This is a genomic window from Delftia sp. UME58, assembly GCF_014170385.1.
Taxonomy (GTDB): Bacteria; Pseudomonadota; Gammaproteobacteria; order Burkholderiales; family Burkholderiaceae_C; genus Comamonas; species Comamonas acidovorans.
The window spans coordinates 299,784-320,133 of sequence record NZ_LZZV01000052.1; the positions used below are offsets into that span (position 1 = coordinate 299,784).

At 66.4% G+C, this 20,350-nt stretch carries 17 protein-coding genes; 9 read left to right on the forward strand and 8 right to left on the reverse strand.

The annotated features are described in order from the left end of the window. Positions 1–3 precede the first annotated feature (3 nt). From A9976_RS14415 to A9976_RS14435, 5 genes are all read left to right on the forward strand, one after another. On the forward strand, positions 4–693 hold the full coding sequence (locus tag A9976_RS14415; RefSeq protein ID WP_183019574.1) for a YafY family protein: 690 nt from the start codon (positions 4–6) through the stop codon (positions 691–693). 100 nt (positions 694–793) lie between these two features. After that, the gene (locus A9976_RS14420; protein WP_183019575.1) at positions 794–1,438 is read left to right on the forward strand and encodes a glutathione S-transferase family protein; all 645 of its coding nucleotides are present in this window, start codon (positions 794–796) and stop codon (positions 1,436–1,438) included. Between the two features lie 144 nt (positions 1,439–1,582). Next, entirely contained in the window at positions 1,583–2,809 is a 1,227-nt protein-coding gene (gene gspF, locus A9976_RS14425; RefSeq protein WP_183019576.1) for a type II secretion system inner membrane protein GspF, read from the forward strand. A gap of 16 nt (positions 2,810–2,825) precedes the next feature. Next, positions 2,826–3,746, forward strand: a complete 921-nt coding sequence (locus A9976_RS14430) for a 5'-nucleotidase (RefSeq protein ID WP_012207501.1) — start codon at positions 2,826–2,828, stop codon at positions 3,744–3,746. Positions 3,747–3,808: 62 nt separating this feature from the next. Beyond that, entirely contained in the window at positions 3,809–4,273 is a 465-nt protein-coding gene (locus A9976_RS14435; protein WP_183019577.1) for an EF-hand domain-containing protein, read from the forward strand. A gap of 24 nt (positions 4,274–4,297) precedes the next feature. Here the strand turns inward: A9976_RS14435 and A9976_RS14440 are convergent, their stop codons facing one another. The 3 genes from A9976_RS14440 to A9976_RS14450 form a co-directional block, all read right to left on the reverse strand. Then, the gene (locus A9976_RS14440) at positions 4,298–4,732 is read right to left on the reverse strand and encodes a hypothetical protein (protein WP_012207503.1); all 435 of its coding nucleotides are present in this window, start codon (positions 4,730–4,732) and stop codon (positions 4,298–4,300) included. Between the two features lie 155 nt (positions 4,733–4,887). Then, on the reverse strand, positions 4,888–5,391 hold the full coding sequence (locus A9976_RS14445; RefSeq protein WP_183019578.1) for a DUF1854 domain-containing protein: 504 nt from the start codon (positions 5,389–5,391) through the stop codon (positions 4,888–4,890). A gap of 3 nt (positions 5,392–5,394) precedes the next feature. Further along, positions 5,395–7,689: an ABC transporter transmembrane domain-containing protein gene (locus tag A9976_RS14450; protein ID WP_183019579.1), complete on the reverse strand. Its 2,295-nt coding sequence runs from the start codon at positions 7,687–7,689 to the stop codon at positions 5,395–5,397. A 218-nt stretch (positions 7,690–7,907) separates the two neighbouring features. Between A9976_RS14450 and cphA (A9976_RS14455) the strand changes: the two genes are divergently transcribed. The 3 genes from cphA (A9976_RS14455) (at position 7,908) to A9976_RS14465 (ending at position 13,399) form a co-directional block, all read left to right on the forward strand. Beyond that, positions 7,908–10,112 (forward strand): cyanophycin synthetase, encoded by a 2,205-nt coding sequence (gene cphA / locus A9976_RS14455; protein WP_183019580.1) that lies wholly within the window; start codon positions 7,908–7,910, stop codon positions 10,110–10,112. Between the two features lie 66 nt (positions 10,113–10,178). After that, on the forward strand, positions 10,179–12,758 hold the full coding sequence (gene cphA / locus A9976_RS14460; RefSeq protein WP_183019581.1) for a cyanophycin synthetase: 2,580 nt from the start codon (positions 10,179–10,181) through the stop codon (positions 12,756–12,758). 131 nt (positions 12,759–12,889) lie between these two features. Continuing rightward, positions 12,890–13,399, forward strand: coding sequence for a CreA family protein (locus A9976_RS14465; RefSeq protein ID WP_232245716.1), 510 nt, complete (start codon positions 12,890–12,892; stop codon positions 13,397–13,399). Between the two features lie 50 nt (positions 13,400–13,449). Here the strand turns inward: A9976_RS14465 and A9976_RS14470 are convergent, their stop codons facing one another. From A9976_RS14470 to A9976_RS14480, 3 genes are read right to left on the reverse strand one after another with little or no spacing between them, the layout of a single operon-like run. After that, complete coding sequence (locus A9976_RS14470; RefSeq protein ID WP_183019582.1) at positions 13,450–14,652, reverse strand: Rieske 2Fe-2S domain-containing protein; 1,203 nt, start codon at positions 14,650–14,652, stop codon at positions 13,450–13,452. 34 nt (positions 14,653–14,686) lie between these two features. After that, complete coding sequence (locus A9976_RS14475) at positions 14,687–14,908, reverse strand: ferredoxin (protein WP_183019583.1); 222 nt, start codon at positions 14,906–14,908, stop codon at positions 14,687–14,689. Then, positions 14,889–16,418, reverse strand: coding sequence for a PLP-dependent aminotransferase family protein (locus A9976_RS14480; RefSeq protein ID WP_183019584.1), 1,530 nt, complete (start codon positions 16,416–16,418; stop codon positions 14,889–14,891). The genes A9976_RS14475 and A9976_RS14480 overlap by 20 nt, the downstream gene beginning before the upstream one ends. Before the next feature lie 408 nt (positions 16,419–16,826). On the opposite strand from A9976_RS14480, the gene A9976_RS14485 reads away from it, so the two are divergent. Further along, positions 16,827–18,416 (forward strand): hybrid sensor histidine kinase/response regulator, encoded by a 1,590-nt coding sequence (locus tag A9976_RS14485; RefSeq protein ID WP_183019585.1) that lies wholly within the window; start codon positions 16,827–16,829, stop codon positions 18,414–18,416. On the opposite strand, the gene A9976_RS14490 is transcribed toward A9976_RS14485, so the two are convergent. Together A9976_RS14490 and A9976_RS14495 are read right to left on the reverse strand one after the other, a co-directional pair. Further along, positions 18,384–19,031, reverse strand: a complete 648-nt coding sequence (locus tag A9976_RS14490; protein WP_183019586.1) for a response regulator transcription factor — start codon at positions 19,029–19,031, stop codon at positions 18,384–18,386. The two genes, A9976_RS14485 and A9976_RS14490, sit on opposite strands and share 33 nt — an antisense overlap. A 110-nt stretch (positions 19,032–19,141) precedes the next feature. Then, the gene (locus tag A9976_RS14495) at positions 19,142–20,350 is read right to left on the reverse strand and encodes an NAD(P)/FAD-dependent oxidoreductase (RefSeq protein ID WP_183019587.1); all 1,209 of its coding nucleotides are present in this window, start codon (positions 20,348–20,350) and stop codon (positions 19,142–19,144) included.

The following is a 20,350-nucleotide window of genomic DNA, read 5'->3' on the forward strand; positions in this document are numbered from 1 at the left end:
GGCATGAGCCGCTCCGCCCGGCTGCTGCAGCTGATCGACCTGCTGCGCCGCGCGCGCCTGCCCCAGGCCGGGCCCGTGCTGGCCCGGCAGCTGGAGGTGAGCCTGCGCACCCTCTACCGCGACATCGCCACCCTGCGCGAGCAGGGTGCCGCGATTGCGGGGGACCCGGGCGTGGGCTACGAGATGCGGCCCGGCTTTCTGCTGCCGCCGCTGATGTTCACGCCCGATGAGCTGGAAGCCCTGCTGCTGGGCGCGCGCTGGGCCAGCCGCCAGGCCGACCCCGAGCTCGCCCAGGCCGCCACCGCCGCCCTGGACCGCATACGCAGCGCGCTGCCGCTGGAGCTGCGCATCGAGGTGGACACCAGCGGCCTGCTGGTGCCGCCCATCTGCCACGAATCCGTGACCGAGCCCTGGCAGACCGCGCTGCGCCTGGCCATAAGGCGCCAGCACCGGGTGCTGCTGCACTACACGGATGAGAAGGGCCAGCCGACCGAGCGCCAGATCTGGCCTTTTGCCATGGCTTTCTTCGATCAGCGGCGCATTCTTGCGGCCTGGTGCGAACTGCGCCAGGACTTTCGCCATTTCCGCGCCGACCGCGTGCGCTCCGTCACCGATTTGCACGAGCGCTATCCCGACCATCGCAGCGGCCTGATCGAACGCTGGTCGCGGCAACTGGGCTACACGGTCCGCTGACACCACTGCTGACACCACTGCTGACAAAAACTGTCAGCATGGCCTCCTACAGTCGCTCCCATGGCCTTCTCGCCATGCATTCAAACCACTGGGAGCCTTCATGAACGACTCGATCAAGCCTCTGCGCTTTTACTTCCACCCCCGCTCGCGCGCCGTCATCACGCGCTGGATGCTGGAGGAATGTGGCGCCCGCTATGAGCCCGTGCGGCTGGAATACGGCAGCACCATGAAGTCCGCCGACTACCTGGCCATCAACCCCATGGGCAAGGTCCCCGCCCTGGTGCATGGTGATACCGTGATCACCGAACTGGCCGCCATCCTTGCCTATCTGGCCGACATCTTCCCCGAACGGCGGCTCGCACCGGCCGTGGACAGCCCGCTGCGCGGCGTCTACCACCGCTGGATGTTCTTCCTGGCCGGCCCCGTCGAGGCCGTGATGACTGCCAAGAGCCAGGGCCACCTGGAGCAGCAGACGGCCGACCAGGCCATGTCAGCCGGCTATGGCCGCTATGACGACGTGGTGCAGACGCTGCGCCAGGCCGTGGCCGGCAGGCGCTACCTGTGCGGCGACCAGTTCACCGCGGCCGACGTGCTCATGGCCAGCTACCTGCGCTGGGGCACGATGATGAAGCTGCTGCCCGCGCTGCCCGAATTCAGCGACTACGGCCAGCCGCTGATGGAACGCCCGGCCTCGCTGCGCTCCATCCAGCTCAACGAAGCGGACCTCGCGGCCCAGCCGGCATAGGGGCCAGGCAGGGGCTGCCGCCAGCCGCGGCGGCGGCCTCGCCATCCAGCCGTCACCGGCAGCGGCTACCATCGGGGGTTGGATCGCCGCCTGGCGTTTCCTGAACGCCATCCCTTCCCCAGCCCTTCCCGACTCCCGCCGCGCATGCCTGCCTTTTCCTTCGAAGCCCTGGATGCCCAAGGTCAGACCCGCAAGGGCACGATCGAAGCCGACAATGCGCGCGCCGCGCGCAGCCAGCTGCGGGCCCAGGCCCTGGTGCCCATGGCCGTGGAGATCGTGGCCTCGGGCTCTGCATCCGGCCCGCAGGGCGGCGCCTCGCGCTGGCTGACCCGTCCCGTACTCGGCTCCACAGGGCTCACCGTGTGGACGCGCCAGATGGCGGGGCTGGTGGCCTCGGGACTCCCCATAGAGCGCGCCCTGGCCGCCCTGTCCGAAGAAGCCGACGACCCGCGCCAGCACCACCTCGTGGCCGCGCTGCGCGCCGAGGTCAACGCAGGCTCCACCTTTGCCCGCGCCCTGGCCCAGCACCCGCGCGAGTTCTCCGACATCTACTGCGCCGTGATCGGCGCCGGCGAGGCCAGCGGCAGCCTGGGCCCGGTGCTGGAGCGGCTGGCCGATGACCTGGAATCGCGCCAGGCCCTGCAGTCCAAGCTCATCGGCGCCGCCCTGTACCCGGCCATCGTGACTCTGGTGGCCATCGTCATCGTGCTGTTCCTGGTCAGTTACGTGGTGCCCCAGGTGGCCAGCGTGTTCGCCGGCACCAAGCGCGCCCTGCCCTGGCTCACCGTGGCCATGCTGGCACTCAGCGACTTTGTGCGCAGCTATGGCTGGGCCGCGCTGATCGCCCTGGTGCTGGGCGCCGTGGGCTTCCGGCTGTCCATGAAGAACCCCGCGCTGCGCGAGCGCTTCGACGCCTGGTGGCTACGCCTGCCGCTGATCGGCCGGCTGGCGCGCAACTACAACGCGGCACGCTTTGCCGGCACGCTGGCCATGCTGGCGGGCGCAGGCGTGCCCATCCTCAAGGCCTTGCAGGCTGCCGCAGAGACCCTGGGCAACCGCGCGCTGCGCGCCGACGCCATGGATGCGCTGGCCCTGGTGCGCGAGGGCGCGCCGCTGGCCTCGGCCCTGGCGCAGAAAAAGCGCTTCCCGGGCCTGATCTCCATGTTTGCCCGCCTGGGCGAGCAGACCGGCCAGTTGCCCGTGATGCTGCAGCGCGCTGCCAACCAGCTGTCCACCGAGGTGCAGCGCCGCGCCATGCACCTGGCCACCATCCTGGAGCCGCTGCTGATCGTGGCCATGGGCATGGTCGTGGCCCTGATCGTGCTGGCCGTGCTCATGCCCATCATCCAGCTCAACCAGTTCGTCAAATAGCGAAAGGCGCCAAGCCATGCCCGTGACACTGCAAGACAAGCTGGTCGTCGCCATCTCTTCGCGGGCGCTGTTCGACTTCGAGGAGGAGAACCGGCTGTTCGACGCCGGTGACGAGCAGGCCTACATGCGCCGCCAGCTGGACCTGGTGCACCAGCCTGCCCGCCCGGGCATCGCCTTCCCGCTGGTGCGCAAGCTGCTGGCCTTCAATACGCCCGAAGTGCAGCGCGTGGAGGTGATGATGCTGTCGCGCAACGACCCGGCCAGCGGCATGCGCGTGTTCGCCTCGGCCAAGGCGGCCGACATGCACATAGAGCGCGGCGTGTTCACGCGCGGGCGCGATCCGTTTTCCTACCTGCGGCCGCTGGGCGCCCACCTGTTTCTCTCGGCCAACGAGGTCGATGTGCGCAGGGCGCTGTCCATCGGCTTTCCTGCCGCGCGCGTGATGGTCGATTCCACGCCCGCAGGCGACCGCTACCCGCAGGAGGTGCGCATCGCCTTCGACGGCGATGCCGTGCTGTTCTCCGACGAGGCCGAACGCGTCTACCAGCAAGGCGGGCTGCCGGCCTTTCTGCGCCACGAGGTGTCCCATGCCGCCACGCCGCTGGCGGAGGGGCCGTTCAAGCCGCTGCTGGTGGCGCTTCACCGGCTGCAGCAGCAGGCGGACTCGTCCCAGACCATGCGCATTCGCACGGCCCTGGTGACGGCGCGCAGCGCACCGGCGCACGAGCGCGCCATCCGCACGCTGCTGGAATGGGGCATCGCGGTGGACGAGGCCATGTTCCTCGGCGGCCTGGAAAAGGGCCCGTTCCTGCGCGAGTTCGAGCCGGACTTCTTCTTCGACGACCAGACCGGCCACGTCAACTCGGCCGCGCGCCATGTGCCGGCAGGCCACGTGAGCAGCGGCATCTCCAATCCGGACGCCGATCCGCCGAAGTAAACAATTGCAAAGGGCGGGCCGGCCATGCTTGCAAATGCCGGTTCCGTGCCCAAATAAAGCCCATGCATTTTCCCCTCATGAACCGCTCTGCCCTGCTGCGCCGGCCACCGCTGCTGCAGGCCGCCGTCGTGGTGCTGCTGACCAGCGCCTTCATGCTGCCCGCCGCGCGCGCGCAGGCGGCAGAAAACGCAGCCACCGAGCAGGCAACGGCCAGCCCGGCGCCGCTGACCAAGGGGGAGATCAAGGCCCAGCGCGAATTCAAGATGCTGGACTTCAACAAGGACGGCAAGCTCAGCCGCGCCGAAGTGGCGCTGTTCCCGCGCCTGTCAGCGGCCTTCGACGAGGCCGATACCGACAGGGACGGCTACGTCTCCTATGCGGAGGTGCAGGCCTTTGCCGTCAAGTACCGCGCCGAGCGCGACAAGGCAAAGGCCAAGGCGCGGGCCGAAGAAGCAAAGGCCGCCGAGCTTGCGGCGGCCGCGCCCGCTGCCAGGGACAAGAAGGAAGGCGAAGGCTCAAAGGACTGAGCCTTCTTGCCGCGCCCCTGACACTCAAAGTCCGCCGGTACGCTTGACCTTGGGTTCCGAATAGGTCAACGGTTCGTCGCGCACCTGCATCTTGTTGCGTGCCACATCGTCGGCCTTGCTGACCTCCTGGGCCTGCTCCACGGCCATGGCGCTGGCACGCCACATCGACTGGATGAACTCGATGAGCTGCTTGGAGATCGGCTCCTTGGGCGGCTCCTCGACCTCTTCCTTCTGCTTGATCTCCTCGGCCAGCGTCCAGTCGCGGTTTTCCTGGTCCACCACGGACGGTTTTTCAGGATCGCGCACCACCCGGCCCTCGCCGATGCGGTCCGTGGATTCGACGGCGTTGGTGGCGTTCACAGGGCGCACGGGCACCGCGCCCGACGCACCGGTGGAGTACAGATCGGCGCTTTGCGGGCGCCACGGTATGGGTGATCGGTCAACAGGTGGAATTGGCATGGCTCGACCCTCTTGCTGGATGTGTGCTGTGGGCGGGAATTTCCCGCCGTCGCCTCATCATCGACAGAAGCTGAAAGAACTGAAGCGCTTTTTTTGCAAGACGCTTCGGCCTGCCTCAAACCAAGGGTAAACCCCTTGCTCACCCCGACCAGGCTCTAGAGGAAACGCTCCAGCAGCTTGCGCGAGGTGCGGTCCAGCGCCGTGCTGTCGGGCACGCTGAACTGCACGCCGTCCTGGCTGGTGATCATCAGATGCGTGCGGCCCGACAGGCGCCGGATGTCCTCCTCGGCCTTGAGCACGAGCTGCACGGGGCCCCGGTCGGTCTCCAGGTCCCAGGTGCTGGGCGTGGAAAAGCCGGACACCTTGTGGATGCGCTGGATGACGGGCACGAACTCGCGCACGGCCAGGTCTTCCTCGATCAGCGTGCGGGCCTGCGCCGGCAGGTGGTCCATGTGGTCCACCCACAGCGCCTCCTTGCCATCGACGGAGACCAGGGACAGGCCTTGCAGCGGCGCGGCAATGGGAAAGGCGCGCACGGGCACCACGGATTCGTGGCGCGTGCCGTCGGCCAGGATCAGCACCAGGCGGCCATGGGCGTTGCGCTCCATGCGCACACCGCTCAGATCGGCGCCGGCAGCGGAATGTTGGGCGTTGGACATGGCTTACTCCTCGATGGTGGTTGCGGCCAGGGTCAGGCCTGCGGCCTGGGCATCCTCTTCGGCGCGCCGCGCCTGGGCCTGGTACAGGCGCCAGTAGGCGCCCTGCTTTTCCATCAGCTCGTCGTGCGGGCCCACTTCCACGATCTCGCCCCGGTCCATGACCACGAGACGGTCGGCCTTGCGCAGCGTGGAAAGGCGGTGGGCAATGGCAATCGTCGTGCGTCCCTGCACCAGGTTGTCCAGCGCCTTCTGGATCTCCTTCTCGGTCTCGGTATCCACGGCCGAGGTGGCCTCGTCCAGGATCAGGATGCGCGGATCGATCAGCAGTGCGCGCGCAATGGAGATGCGCTGGCGCTCGCCGCCCGACAGGCCCTGGCCGCGTTCGCCCACCAGGGAGTCGTAGCCGTGCGGCAGGCGCAGAATGAATTCATGGGCATGGGCCGCACGCGCCGCCGCCACGATTTCCTCGCGCGTGGCGTCGGGCTTGCCGTAGGCGATGTTCTCGGCAATGGTGCCGAAGAACAGGAAGGGCTCCTGCAGCACCAAGCCGATGTTGCTGCGGAAGTCCGAGACCTTGAGCCTGCGGATGTCCACGCCGTCGAGCTGGATGGAGCCCTCGCTCACGTCATAGAAGCGGCTGATCAGGTTGACCAGGGTGCTCTTGCCCGAGCCGCTGTGGCCCACCAGGCCGATCATTTCACCCGGGCGAATCTGCAGATCCAGGTTCTTGATCACGGCGCGGCTGCCGTAGCGGAAGCTCAGGTTGTCCAGCGTGATGGCGCCTTGCACGCGCGGCAGCTTGACCGGGTTGACCGGGTCGGGCACGTTGCTCACGTGGTCCAGGATGTCGAAGATGCGCTTGGCGCCGGCTGCCGCCTTCTGCGTGACCGAGACGATGCGACTCATCGAGTCCAGGCGGCTGTAGAAGCGGCCGATGTAGGCGATGAAGGCCGTCAGGATACCGACCGTGATCTGGCCACCGGCCACCAGCCAGATGCCGAAGCCCCAGACCACGAGCAGGCCGATCTCGGTCAGCAGCGTCACCGTGGGCGTGAACAGCGACCAGGTCTTGTTGACCTTGTCGTTGGCCTGCAGGTTGACCAGGTTGGCCTGGGCAAAGCGATCGGCCTCGCGCTTTTCCTGGGCGAAGGCCTTGACCACGCGGATGCCGGGAATGGTGTCGGCCAGCACATTGGTCACTTCGGACCAGACGCGGTCGATCTTCTCGAAGCCCGTGCGCAGGCGGTCGCGCACCAGATGGATCATCCAGGCGATGAAGGGCAGCGGCACCAGGGTGACCAGGGCCAGCCACGGATTGATGGAGAACAGGATGACCGAGGTCATCACGATCATCAGCACGTCGGTGGCGAAATCCAGTGCATTCAAGGATAGAAACAAATTGATGCGATCTGTTTCCGCCCCGATGCGCGCCATCAGGTCGCCCGTGCGCTTGCTGCCGTAGTAGTCCAGCGACAGCGTCAACAGGTGGTTGTAGGTGGTGGTGCGCAGGTCAGACCCTATGCGCTCGGACACCTTGGCCAGCACGAAGGTGCGCGCCCAGCCCAGGCCCCAGGCCACCAGCGCCGCCGCAAGCAGCCCGCTCAGGTAGAAGACCACGAGGCTGCTGTCGATCTGCTGCCCGTTCTGGAACGGGATCAGGATCTTGTCCACGATGGGAATGGTCAGGTAGGGCGCCACCAGGGTGGCGCCCGTGGAGGCCAGCGTCAGCAGAAAGCCCAGCAGCAGCTGGTGCCGGTAGGGGTGGGCGAAGCGCCACAGGCGCAGCAGCACCCAGGTGGAGGTCTGCGGGCCCTGCTGGCGCGCGCAGGCCGGGCATTCGTCGGCCTCGGGCGGCAGCTCGGCCTGGCAGGCCGGGCAGCGGGGCACGTCGTCCTCGGGCGCGGCAAAGTCCTCGCCGCGCGCCAGGCGCTCGCGCTCATGGTCGAACTGCTGCAGCAGGCGCAGCACGGCCGCCTGGTGGCGCAGCGTGAAGCGCCACAGCGCCAGCCGGGCGGCCGGGCCGTGCAGCTCGAGGTTGCCCACGCCGCCGTGGTCCAGCGTGCGCAGATTCTGATCAACAGATAGTGCCCACTCACTCCACTCTTGATCCGCAGGATCACAGGCGAGGAGCCGCTGGTTGGTCAGCACAACCCAGCCTTCGCCGAAGCGCATGTCGAGGGTCAGGTCAACCGGGACGAGGGCCAGCACGTTTTCATTGGAAGCGAGCCTGGCTCGCAGCCCAGCCCCGCGGGGGCTGGCAAGGAAGGCCGAAACGTCCACAGAATGGTGTTCTTGCATGTTGAGTTGTTTTTCCCGCCCCTGGCGGCTCCTGGTGTCATGCGGGCAACCGCAGCTCCCCGGTGGATATCCCGCGCTTTGCACGGCATACCCTGCTCAACGCGCCAGCCCTGGTTTAGGCTGACAGCACTGCGCATGGGCTTTCTGGGCGCACAATCCTCTCCCATTCTCCGGCGATCCGCACCCGGGTCGTCGCTCACGCTTACCCGTTGATCGACATGGCGAAATTCAAAGACATCCAACTCTTGCGCACCACCTACCTGCGTGGACCCAGCGTCTGGACCTACCGTCCCGTGCTGGAGGTCTGGCTGGATCTTGGTGAGCTGGAGGACTATCCCTCGAACAAGCTTGCCGGTTTCAACGAGCGCCTGACGGCCTGGCTGCCCGACCTGATCGAGCACCACTGCGGCGTGGGCGAGCGCGGCGGCTTCATCCAGCGCCTGGAAGGCGGCACCTGGTGCGGCCATGTGCTGGAGCACATCATCATCGAGCTGCTGAACCTGGCGGGCATGCCGGCCGAGTTCGGCCAGACGCGCGAGATTTCCCAGCGCGGCATCTACCGCATGGTCTTCCGCTGCCCCGAGGAAACCGTGGCGCGCACGGCCCTGGCCTACGGCCACCGGCTGATCATGGCCGCCATCAACGACGAGCCCTTCGACCTGAAGGCCGCCGTCAAGGCCATCAAGACCGAGATCAACGACCGCTACCTGGGCCCGAGCACGGGCTGCATCGTCGATGCGGCCGGCGAGCGCCGCATTCCCCACATCCGCCTCAATGACGGCAACCTCGTGCAGCTCGGCTATGGCGCCGCGCAGCGCCGCATCTGGACCGCCGAGAGCGACCAGACCAGCGCCATCGCCGAGGGCATTGCCCAGGACAAGGACTTCACCAAGCGCCTGCTGGCCGCCTGCGGCGTGCCCGTGCCCGAAGGCCAGATCGTCAACAGCCCCGAAGAAGCCTGGGAAGTGGCACAGGACATCGGCTTTCCCGTCACCGTCAAGCCCTCGGACGGCAACCACGCGCGTGGCGTGACGCTGGACCTGCGCGACGAGGCCGACATCAAGGCCGCATTTGCCCTGGCCCAGCCCGAAGGCTCCGACGTCATCGTCGAGCGCTTCATCGACGGCACCGAGCACCGCATCCTGGTGGTGGGCGGCAAGGTCGTGGCGGCCTGCCGTGGCGAGACCGTGAGCGTGGCCGGCAACGGCAAGTCCACGGTGCGCGAGCTGGTCGCCGTGGTCAACCAGGACCCGCGCCGCGGCCCCGAGCAGGAATACCCGCTGGACTGGATCAACCTCGAAGCCCCGGCCGTGAAGCTGGAACTCAAGCGCCAGAACGTCACGCCCGACACCATTCCCGCCCAGGGCGCCAGCGTGCTGCTGCAGCGCAACGGCAACATGGCCATCGACTGCACCGACGAAGTCCACCCCGAAGTGGCCTACATGGCCACGCTGGCCGCCAAGATCGTGGGCCTGGACATCGCGGGCATGGACATGATCCTGCAGGACGTCTCGCGCCCCATGAAGGAGCAGGGCGGCGCCATCCTCGAAGTCAACGCCGGCCCCGGCCTGCTGATGCACCTGAAGCCCACCAGCGGCGCACCGCGCCCCGTGGGCATGGCCATTGCCGACCATCTGTTCCCGCGCACCGAAGAAGGCACGGCCGCCGGCCGCATTCCCCTGGTCGGCATTGCCGGCACGCGAAACAACGGTTTCACGGCCCGCCTCGTCGGCTGGCTGCTGCAGTTGTCGGGCAAGCTCACGGGCGTGGCCAGCAGCGAGGGCATGTTCCTGTCCAACCGCCAGACCCAGAAGACCAACACCGCCAACTGGGCAGGCGCCCATCGTCTGTTGACCAACCGCCTGGCCCAGGCCGCCGTCATCCAGACCACGGCCCGCTCCATCCTGGAGGAAGGCCTGGCCTACGACCGCTGCCTGGTCGGCGTGGTCACCGACATGGACGGCTTCGAGCAGCTGCCCGACCATGACGTGCACGAGCAGTCGCAGATGACGCGCGTGATGCGCACCCAGATCGACGTGGTGCTGGACGAGGGCGCGGGCGTCCTCAATGCCGACATCGAGCAGGTGGCCGACCTGGCACGCCTGTGCGACGGCGAGGTGCTGTTCTACTCGATGCAGGCAGACAGCCCCGTGGTGGCAGAGCACCGCAAGACCGCCGAGAACGGGGGCGAAGGCCGCGCCGTCTTCGTGCGTGGCAACCAGGTGATCCTGGCCACGGGCGCTGCAGAGCGCGTGCTGGGCACGCTGGACGCACTGAGCCTGCCCGGCGGCCTGCGCCCGGACACGCCGGCCCTGCTGGCCGCCATTGCCGCCGCGTGGTCCATGGACATTGCCCCCGACCTCATCGTCGCCGGCATCAAGACCTTCGACTACACGCCGGCCGCCGCAGCCACCGCCGCCTGAGCCCGACCCCACGATGACATGCAGGCAGGCCCGGCGACGCGGGCCTGCCCTCCGAAAGAAGACACTATGCAGATCACCCGCATCCGAGCCCTGCGCGGCCCCAATCTCTGGACCCGCAGCACCGCCATCGAAGCCATCGTGCAATGCGAGCCCGGCGAGTGCGACTACTCGGCCCTGCCCGGCTTCGAGGACCGGCTGCGCGCGCGCTTTCCCAAGATCGGCACGCTGCAGCCGCACGGCGCCGACCAGCGCCTGTCGCTGGCCCAGGTGCTGGAAGTCGCGGCCCTGTCGCTGCAGGCCCAGGCCGGCTGCCCGGTGACCTTCAGCCGCACGCATGAAACCGTGGAGACCGGCACCTACCAGGTGGTGGTGGAGTACACCGAAGAGGCCGTCGGCCGCCTGGCCATGGAGCAGGCCGGCGAACTGCTGCAGTCGGCCCTGGCCGATACGCCCTTCGACGCCGACAAGGTGGTGGCCCAGCTGCGCGAACTCGACGAGGACGAGCGCATCGGCCCCTCCACCGGCTCCATCGTCGATGCGGCCGTGGCGCGTGGCATTCCCATCCGCCGCCTGACCTCGGGCTCGCTGGTACAGCTGGGCTGGGGCTCCAAGGCGCGCCGCATCCAGGCCGCCGAGCTGGACCAGACCAGCGCCGTGGCCGAGTCCATCGCCCAGGACAAGGACCTGACCAAGCGCCTGCTGCACGCCGCCGGCGTGCCCGTGCCGCTGGGCCGCCCCGTCAAGGACGTGGAAGAAGCCTGGCTCGTGGCCCAGGAGGTGGGCCTGCCCGTGGTGGTCAAGCCCCAGGACGGCAACCAGGGCAAGGGCGTGGTGGTCAACATCACCACGCACGAGCAGCTCAAGGCCGCCTTCGCCACCGCCTCGGAATTCGGCGACGACATCATGGTCGAGCGCTTCCTGCCCGGCCATGACTTCCGCCTGCTGGTGGTCGGCGGCCAGCTGGTGGCCGCTGCGCGCCGCGAGCCGCCCCAGGTGCTGGGCGACGGCCAGCACACCATCCGCGAGCTGGTGGACATCGTCAACCAGGACCCGCGCCGCGGCTCGGGCCACGGCACGGCGCTGACCAAGATCCGCCTGGACGACATCGCCATCGCGCGCATCGCCACCGAAGGGCTCACGCCCGAATCCGTGCCGGCCCAGGGCCAGCGCGTGGTGCTGCGCAACAACGCCAACCTGTCCACCGGCGGCAGCGCCACCGATGTGACGGACGACGTGCACCCCGACATCGCCGCGCGCGCCGTGGAGGCCGCCCAGACCATCGGCCTGCACATCTGCGGCGTGGACGTGGTCTGCGAGACCATGCTGCGCCCGCTGGAGGAGCAAAACGGCGGCATCGTCGAAGTCAACGCCGCACCGGGCCTGCGCATGCACCTGGCGCCCTCCTTCGGCAAGCCGCGCAACGTGGGCGTGCCCATGGTCGATGAGCTGTTCGCACCGGGCCAGGATGGCCGCATCCCGCTGGTGGCCGTCACCGGCACCAACGGCAAGACCACGACCACGCGCCTGATCGCCCATCTGTTCACCTCGCATGGCTGGCGCACGGCCATGACGAACACGGACGGTGTCTACGTCAACGGCCGCCAGATCGACAGCGGCGACTGCTCGGGCCCGCGCAGCGCGCGCAACGCCCTGGCCCACCCCGAGACCGATGCGGCCGTGCTCGAATGCGCACGCGGCGGCATTCTGCGCGAAGGCCTGGGCTTCGACCGCTGCCAGGTGGCCGTGGTCACCAACGTGGGCGCGGGCGACCACCTGGGCCTGAACTTCATCACCACGGTGGAAGACGTGGCCGTGCTCAAGCGCGTCATCGTGCAGAACGTGGCCGCCGACGGCTATGCCGTGCTCAACGCCGCCGACCCGCTGGTCGCGGCCATGGCCTCCACCTCGCCGGGCAAGGTCATCTATTTCGCGGCCGACCGCCACCACCCCGTGATGGCCACGCACCGTGCCCAGGGCAATCGCGTGGTCTACGTGGACGGCGACAGCATCGTCGCGGCCGAAAGCTCGTGGCGCGAGACCATCGCGCTGCGCGAGATCCCCATCACGCGCAACGGCACCATCAGCTTCCAGGTGGAGAACGTCATGGCCTCCATCGCGGCCGCCTGGGGCGTGGGCATGCCCTGGCAGACCATCCGCCGTGGCCTGGCCGGCTTCGTCAACGACAGCGACAACGCACCGGGCCGCTTCAACGTCATGGACTACCGTGGCGCCACGCTGATCGCCGACTACGGTCACAACCCAGACGCCATCCGCGCCCTGGTCCAGGCCGTGGACGCCATGCCGGCACAGCGCCGCAGCGTGGTCATCAGCGGCGCGGGCGACCGCCGCGACCAGGACATCACCGAGCAGACCCAGATCCTGGGCCGCGCCTTCGACGACGTCATCCTCTACCAGGATGCCTGCCAGCGCGGCCGCGCCGACGGCGAAGTGCTGGCCCTGCTGCAGCAAGGCCTGCAAGGCGCACCGCGCACCGACTACGTGACCCAGATCCAGGGCGAGTTCAACGCCATCGACCACGCGCTGGCGCGGCTGACCCCAGGCGACCTGTGCCTGGTGCTGGTGGACCAGGTGGAAGAGGCCTTGGAGCATCTTCGCCGCCATGTAGCGGGTGAAAACACCCCCTGAGGCGCTTTGCGCCTTCCCCCTCTCTCGCCTCGCGGGAGGGGGGCATACGGGCCACCGACGACACCCTCGGGGCGGGGCGGCCCTTCCTCGGTGTCCCTGAGTTGGGCCGCGCCACTCTCGTACGCAACGCCATGATTGAACCCAGTATGAAGTATTTCCCGCGAGGCCGGGCCTTGCTCACGGCCGCTCTGGCCACGCTGCTGCTGGGCGCCTGTGGCGCCCGGGCCGAGCAGGTCGGCGCCGTGGACACGGTGTTCAAGTTCATAGGCCCGGACCACAAGATCGTGGTCGATGCCTATGACGACCCCAAGGTGGCTGGCGTGACCTGCTATGTCTCGCGTGCCAAGACCGGCGGCATCAAGGGCGGGCTGGGCCTGGCCGAGGACCGTGCCGAGGCATCGATCACCTGCCACCAGACCGGCGCCATCCAGATCCCCGCGCCGCTCAGGCAGCAGGAAGAGGTGTTCAGCGAACGCATCTCCCTGCTGTTCAAGCGCCTGCGCGTGGTGCGCATGGTCGATGCGCAGCGCAACACCCTGGTCTACATGACCTATTCGGACCGCGTGATCGAAGGCTCGCCGCAGAACAGCGTCACGGCCGTGCCCGTGCCGCGCAGCACGCCCATCCCGTTGGGCAAGTAGCGTGCACGGCGCGCATCGGCCCCATCCGGCCAGGGCCTCTGGCGCCCGTCTCAATACTCTGCCTTCTCCTGCAGGCAAGCACTGAGCGTTTCCGGACCCTTGTCCGCAGCCCGGGCAAGCTCGCGCATCCACTTGCGCCAGATGATCTCCGGCTTGTCCGCAGGAACGGAAATCTCTTCGTGAGGTCCACCGATGGAACGAGGCACGTGGGATGCCACCAAAGGCAGGTCCTGGGTCAGCACGATGGACTGCAGCGCCAGATGCTCCTGGTCCGGTGACGCATCGTTCGTGTGGCACGTGAACCAATAGCTGCGGCAGTTTTCCGCGTCGATCGGAGTCGGATGCATGAAGATCTGCGTTGACCGGGTCTCGGACCACTTGAAGAACAGCACCACGGTGAACGGCATGATCAAGTGGTAGGCGCCCGGGCCAAGCATCACCGACTCGGGACCCGAGGGCGGCCCGTAGGTCGCGTCGCCAGGATTGAAGGCGAGGAATGTATCGACATTGAACTCCAGGCGTCCCTCGCGCTGCGTGATCGGGTAGGGTTTGAAGCGCGTGTGCGGCGGGCCGCCGAGCGTTCCCTGGTGACCGAAGGCGAAGTGGGTCACATCGATGAAGTTCGCGACCCGGCGGCCCGATGAGCAAGGCCAGAGATAGGGTTCGCCAGGGATGCAGGTCATCTCGGGGTCATCCCACGCGGGAAAATGCGGAATCGAGGTATCCGCTCCGGGCTTCAGGCGGACCCAGATCAAGTCGTACTTGATCTGGCAGTCATAGCCCTGCAGTTTTGCACGTGCGGGAATCGGATCGCCTTCGCCCAGCGACGGGATGTCCACGCACTTGCCTTTCGAGTCGAAGCACCATCCGTGATAGCGGCAACGCAGGTTGTCCCCTTCGATCCAGCCCATCCCCAGCGAGGCGCCGCGATGCGGGCACTTGTCGTCGAAGGCCTGGATCTGCCCGCCCATTTCGGCCACAACGATGCGCTGGCCCAGCAAAACGGTGGACATCGGCCCCTTGCCGCTATGAGTGTGGCCGCGGAACTCCTTGACAGTCGCGACGGGGTGCCAGAAATATTTCCATGACTCTGCCGTGGTGCCGAGGTCGTAACTCGTTGCCGGGCTGTCGCTGGACTGCAGCGTTCGGTACTGCGGCGGCTGAACAGGTGTGCCGGGCTGGATGTTGTCCGAGGAGCCCAACCATTCCGGGCGGTGATAGGGCAGTTTGTCGCTGAGCCAGTTTTGGGCCATGGTGGTCTCCTGCAAGGGGCTTGGGCCTTGCTTTTCAGTAAAGATCAACTTCGATGTCGTCGCGGTAGATCACGATGCATTGCGTGGGACAGCTTCTGGCCGCCTTCTTCAGCACGTCCAGGGGCACCTCGTCGGCACGCCGCATCACTCCCGCGAAACCGTCATTCAACAGTTCAAATGCCTGCGGAGCCAGGTTTACGCACATCTTCGAGCCACAGCAGGTGGCCTGGTCCAGTTCAACTCTCAAGGTGCTCATCTGTCGTGTCCTTCGCCAGGTTGCTGGTTGCAAAGTTATGCCGATTGCGACCATCGGCGGCGCCACGCAGCCGCTCGACGAAGCGCGACAGCGCCGGGTGGTCCAGATAGGCGATGTTCAGGCGTATCCAGGCACGATCGCCGGACCGGCAGGAGAAGGCTGATCCGGCTTTCACGGCGAGGCCGCTGGCGCTTGCGGCCTCGCTGATCCGTGCATCGTCGGCTGCGCCCACCCCATCCGGCGAAGGCAATACGGCCGAAATGAAAATGCCACCCGTCGGCTGCGCCAAAGGCCTCATGCCCAGCCTGTGCAGGCGCTCCGTCCCCGAGGTCAGGCAAGTGCCGATCCGGGCCTGAAGCCGCGCCACCATTCGCCGGTACTCGCTCGAACCCAGAATCTGGCAAACAATCCGCTCCTCCAGTCGCGTGCCTGCGAAGCCCGTCGCGACTTTGCTGTCCACCAGCTTCGAGATCAGCGTCGGCGACGCAAAGATGAAGCCCACCCGCAGCAGCGGAGACAGCGTCGTCGTCGTGCTGTCCACCCGTACAACCCGCTTCAACCCATCCATTGCCGCCAGACAAGGCTGCCCCGGTTCGCCCATTGCACGGTACATGTCGCTTTCCACGACAAGCAGATCGAAGCGTTCGGCCAATGCCAGCAGGCGGTGCAACTGCAAGGGGGAAAGCGTGGTGCCCAGCGGGTTCTGGTAAACCGTCTGGATGAACAGCAGCCTGGGCGTGGCACGCAGGCAATCCGCACAAAGCGCATCAATATCCAGTCCCTCGGCGCCTCGATGCACGGGCACCGGAATGCAGCCATGCCGAAGAATCAAGGCCCGCAAAGTGGGGCTGCCGGGATCTTCCATGCCCACACGATCGCCTGGCCGACACAGCGTGCGCAGCAACAGGTCCCAGGCATGCGTCGCGCCGGCGGTCACCATGACCTGGTGCTCGTCGACGGCGACCAGGCTGGCTCCCAGCCGCTGGGCCATGAGGCGCCTCAACTCGGGCAGGCCCAACGGATTGCCCGCGCTCAGCAGCCGATCCGGATGCACCCGCAGCGCCCGGCGGGCAGCATCCTGTATCCAGCCATCGCCATACCAATCGGATGGCAGGTGGCTGCCCGACACAGGAATCCCGGCCTGTGGCGCGACGCGTCCCGGTGAATACGCCCGGAGCAGGCAGCCGTGTTCCAGGCCTGCGGCACTCCCGTGCGACGCACCGGTCTTGTGCAGACGCGACACGAAATAGCCGGCGCCGCGCCTTGCATAAAGCAGGCCAGAGGCGACCAGCCGCTCATTTGCCTCCAGCACCGTGAACGTGCTGACCTGCAGCCTTCTTGCAAGACAACGCACCGAGGGGATCTTCTCACCGGGCCTCAGGATGCCCGCGTCGATCGAGCGTTCGACGGACTCCACGATCTGCGAAACCAGGCTTGCAGGCGCGGCGCGGTCAACGCGGATGGCACCCGGCCATATCGACCGATCACATTCGATGACATCATGGGACATATTCTTCTCGCTGTGGACCAACAATGGGAATACATTCAATTCAAGACATGCCGCAAAAGCGGCACAAGCAAGATTGAATATCTCCTCACCTTGAAAAAATATCCAGGCAAAGATACATATTGATCAATGCAAACCATTCTAGGCAACAAAACTCAAGACCCGAAACCTTCTAAACCAATTGCAAAGCAAATCAACCAATGAATGAAGCACCATCAACGAAAGTTGATAATAAATTCCGTGCAAACCCTCTTCTCTGAAAATAGGGCGTGCCATGCACATTTACGCGCGGATAGCTGTCGTACGCAATACTCTGTGCATCTCATGTCGGTCCGGCCGCACTGTCTTTCTCCAGGCGGCTCCAGAACTTGAAAATAACCTTTTCTCTTTCACACCTGGGGGGCAGGAAAAATGAGAAGCTCTCAACTCTCGGCAGACCCTGAATTGCTGCACATCGTGGCGATGAGCGCGAATGATGGCATTTGGGACTGGAATATCGTCGATTCAACCGTGTATTACTCAAGCCGTTGGCTGGAACTCGTAGGAGAGCATGCCGAGGCCGGTCCGTCGCATATCAATACATTTCTCAGCCGCCTGCATGACCAGGACCGGCCTCGAGTCATCGACTCGATCGACGCCTACCTCAATGGGCGCGCCGAAGAATACCGGGTCGAGTTCCGTCTCAAGCACCACGACGGCGGCTGGCGCTGGATACTTTCCCGTGGAGCCGTCCTGCGGGATGCGCAAGGCCGGGCGGTCCGTCTGGCGGGGACTCACACCGACATCACGGACCGGGTCCTGAATGCAGAGCGGCTCGAGGCTCTGGTCGCCCAGCGAACGCGTGAATTGGAGGCAGCGAGGGATCGTGCGCAATCCAATGCGGCCGCGACGGCCAAATTCCTGGCCTCGACAAGCCATGACATCAGTCAGCCCCTGCAGGCCGCCGTGCTGCTGATCGGCACACTGCGCCAGGAGGTGCATACCTTTGCCGGCCACGAGATGCTGCAGGCAGTCGAGCATTCGATGCAGGCCTGCATGGAACTGCTGGAGAGCCTGCTGGAGTTCAGCCGCCTCGACGCCGGGGCGCTGCGCCCGCACATTGCCGCAGTCCATGCGGGAGAGGTCATCGCCGCGGTGGCCACGCAATTGCAGGCGCAGGCCCTGCGCCGGGGCATACAACTGCGTGTCGTCCCCAATCGCCAGCTTGTCTCCACCGATCCCCGGTTGCTCGGGCGCATATTGCGCAATCTTGTCTCCAACGCGTTGAAGTACACGTCGAGCGGCAAGGTGCTCATCGGCTGCAGGCGCAAGGGCACGCGCCTGCGAATCGAGGTCTGGGATACAGGCCGCGGCATTCCCGCCAATCAGCTCAAGCAGATCTTTCGCGAGTTCGTGCGCTTGCCCGATGGCCGCGACTCCTTCTCGCCCGGACTGGGACTCGGGCTTGCAATCGTGCGACGCCTCGCAAAACTGCTGGGACACACCGTAACGGTGAGATCGACACCAGGGCGCGGATCGGTGTTTTCCATCGAGGTACAAGTGGTCGACAAGTCCGGGAGAGGCAAAGCCTCGGCCAGGAGCGAAGCGAGGCCGCGCCTGCCCGCCTTGCTGCCGCCACGGCGTGTAGCGCTGCTGGAGGACGACCCGGACATCGCCGACGGGCTTGCGCGGACGCTGCAGGCCTGCGGCTGGCAGGTCTGGCATGGAACCACACTGCCCGAACTGCTGCAGCGGCTCGGCGACGTCATTCCGGAGTTGGTGATTGCGGACTGGCATATCAACGGGCCTATGGATGGCTTCGACGCCTACGACGAGCTCGAGCGCCGGTTCGGCCCCCTGCCCGGCCTGATGCTGACCGGCCACTACGATGCGTCCGAGTTGGCAACGAGGAATGGCGCGCGCCGCAAGGTGCTCTTCAAGCCCGTCATGCCGGCGGCACTGCACGCCGTGCTGCACAGCCTGTCGGCGTCAGGGCAGGGTTCGGAAACGCCGGGCCCTTGACAGCAGGCCAGCATTTTCTGCCGCGCGCAGCAATTGCACGCGATTGACCACGCCAAAGCGGCGCATGATTGCGGCCACATGGGCCTTGACCGTTCCCTCGCTCACGGACAGATCGAAGGCGATGCGCTTGTTTGGGTGCCCCTGCACAAGCAGATCGAAGACTTGCTGCTGACGTGGCGACAGGCTTAGCTGCGGCGCGATTTCGTCCTGGCCAGGAGGCTGCGCAAGCAGGTGCCGCGGCAGGAAAACGCCTCCAGCGCATACCACTCGAACGGCATCCTGAAGCATCTCGGCCGGCGCCCCCTTGTGAACATAGCCTGACGCGCCGTTCGCCAGGCAGCCATAGACGTCGTCCTGCTCGGCAGATGCGGATAGCACCAGGATCGGGGTTTTGCGCAGGCGCTCGCGAAGAATCTGAAGCCCGACGGGCCCGTTCATCCCAGGCATGTTCAGATCGATCACGGCGATGTCTGCGTCGGGATGCGCCTCGATGAGCGAGACAAGGGAGGGAAAGTCACAGGCCGCATGGATCTGCGCGCCCCCCGTCAATGCGTCCAGCGTCAGCTCCAGGCCGACGCGGAAGATGACGTGATCGTCGGCAACCAGAATCTTCATGGGGGTATTTGTACGTAGCGTCCCATGGTGCCGCACTCACCCCGCTCTGCCAAGCGGTAGTGGCCCTAGAGCGTGCCATGCACTTTTACATGCCCGCGAAGGCCGGCCAGCTACAACAAAGGAAGGTCTGCGGACGCGGCCCGGCGCACGACGAAAGGCCGCAATTTCGCGAATTGCCGGGGAGCATTCACTGCAATGGCTCCGACAGTCAGGCCATTTTCCACAAACGCGCCGACAAAGGGCCGTTGCTGCGGCGATCCGAGCAGATGGACCAGATCTGCCGACACCGTCCGTCCGATCGACTGGATTCTGCAACCGTACTGGTCTGACCAGAAATACGGCGCAGTTTCAAAGGCCTGATGGCCCTCTTTTCCTGCCAGCAGGTTCAGTGCGGCAAGACGCCCCTGGTCGCCGGCTGTCGTCCATTGCTCGCCGCGCACGCGCTCGCCAAGCCAAGTGTTGACGCACGATGCGACATCGCCCGCCGCATAAACGCCCTCGCAGCCGGTCCAGAGAAACTCGTCGCACAGCAAGCCGTTGCCGACAGACAATCCGGATCCGGCAAGCCACTCGACGTTGGGCACTGCGCCTATGCCCACGACTACCACGTCCGCCGGCAGCGTTGCGCCGTCCGTCAGCTCCACGCCGATGACTCGTTCATGACCGAGGATGCGGGAGACCTCGACGCCACAGCGCAGCACCGATCCGTGCTCGCCGTGCAGTTGGCCGAGCGCCATGCCCAGGCCTTCTCCGAAAACCCGCCGCAGGGGGCTTGCAGCAGCTTCCAGCACCGTCACCTCGACACCGAGTGCCCTGGCGCTGGCCGCAACCTCGGCGCCGATAAATCCGGCACCCATTACGACCAGTTGCATGCCGGGCTGAAGCGCAGCTTTCAGCGCCAGAGAGTCCTCGATCGAGCGAATGACGAAGACGCCCCGCTTTTGCATCCCGCTCTCCAGTCGGCGGGCCCGCGCGCCGCAGGCGATGATCAGGCCGTCATATTGCAAATGGCCTTTTGCGCCATGCGGTCCTTTTGCGTACATCACTCGCCGGGCGACGGGATCCAGCCCCGTTGCGGCCGAGCCAAGAATCAGTTCTATGCCCTGCCCGTCGTACCAGGCCTGGGGGTGATAGGACAGCGCCGCCGCGCCCACATCGCCCTTGAGCAGTTCCTTGGACAGTGGTGGACGGTCGTACGGCAAATGCGCCTCCGCGCCCAGCATGACCAGCCCGCCATCGAAGCCCTGCTTGCGCAGGGCTTCCGCCGCGCGCAATCCCGCCAGGCTCGCACCCACGATCACGATGCGCTTCTTGCCCAT

Bases quoted from the DNA above. Each gene is read 5' to 3' on its own strand.
- A9976_RS14490 (WP_183019586.1), bottom strand. From the start codon at position 19,031: ATGAAGATTCTGGTTGCCGACGATCACGTCATCTTCCGCGTCGGCCTG.
- A9976_RS14470 (WP_183019582.1), bottom strand. From the start codon at position 14,652: ATGGCCCAAAACTGGCTCAGCGACAAACTGCCCTATCACCGCCCGGAA.
- A9976_RS14420 (WP_183019575.1), top strand. From the start codon at position 794: ATGAACGACTCGATCAAGCCTCTGCGCTTTTACTTCCACCCCCGCTCG.
- A9976_RS14445 (WP_183019578.1), bottom strand. From the start codon at position 5,391: ATGTCCAACGCCCAACATTCCGCTGCCGGCGCCGATCTGAGCGGTGTG.
- cphA (WP_183019581.1), top strand. From the start codon at position 10,179: ATGCAGATCACCCGCATCCGAGCCCTGCGCGGCCCCAATCTCTGGACC.
- A9976_RS14480 (WP_183019584.1), bottom strand. From the start codon at position 16,418: ATGTCCCATGATGTCATCGAATGTGATCGGTCGATATGGCCGGGTGCC.
- A9976_RS14465 (WP_232245716.1), top strand. From the start codon at position 12,890: ATGATTGAACCCAGTATGAAGTATTTCCCGCGAGGCCGGGCCTTGCTC.
- gspF (WP_183019576.1), top strand. From the start codon at position 1,583: ATGCCTGCCTTTTCCTTCGAAGCCCTGGATGCCCAAGGTCAGACCCGC.
- A9976_RS14450 (WP_183019579.1), bottom strand. From the start codon at position 7,689: ATGCAAGAACACCATTCTGTGGACGTTTCGGCCTTCCTTGCCAGCCCC.
- A9976_RS14495 (WP_183019587.1), bottom strand. From the start codon at position 20,350: ATGGGCAAGAAGCGCATCGTGATCGTGGGTGCGAGCCTGGCGGGATTG.
- cphA (WP_183019580.1), top strand. From the start codon at position 7,908: ATGGCGAAATTCAAAGACATCCAACTCTTGCGCACCACCTACCTGCGT.
- A9976_RS14475 (WP_183019583.1), bottom strand. From the start codon at position 14,908: ATGAGCACCTTGAGAGTTGAACTGGACCAGGCCACCTGCTGTGGCTCG.
- A9976_RS14415 (WP_183019574.1), top strand. From the start codon at position 4: ATGAGCCGCTCCGCCCGGCTGCTGCAGCTGATCGACCTGCTGCGCCGC.
- A9976_RS14435 (WP_183019577.1), top strand. From the start codon at position 3,809: ATGCATTTTCCCCTCATGAACCGCTCTGCCCTGCTGCGCCGGCCACCG.
- A9976_RS14430 (WP_012207501.1), top strand. From the start codon at position 2,826: ATGCCCGTGACACTGCAAGACAAGCTGGTCGTCGCCATCTCTTCGCGG.
- A9976_RS14440 (WP_012207503.1), bottom strand. From the start codon at position 4,732: ATGCCAATTCCACCTGTTGACCGATCACCCATACCGTGGCGCCCGCAA.
- A9976_RS14485 (WP_183019585.1), top strand. From the start codon at position 16,827: ATGAGAAGCTCTCAACTCTCGGCAGACCCTGAATTGCTGCACATCGTG.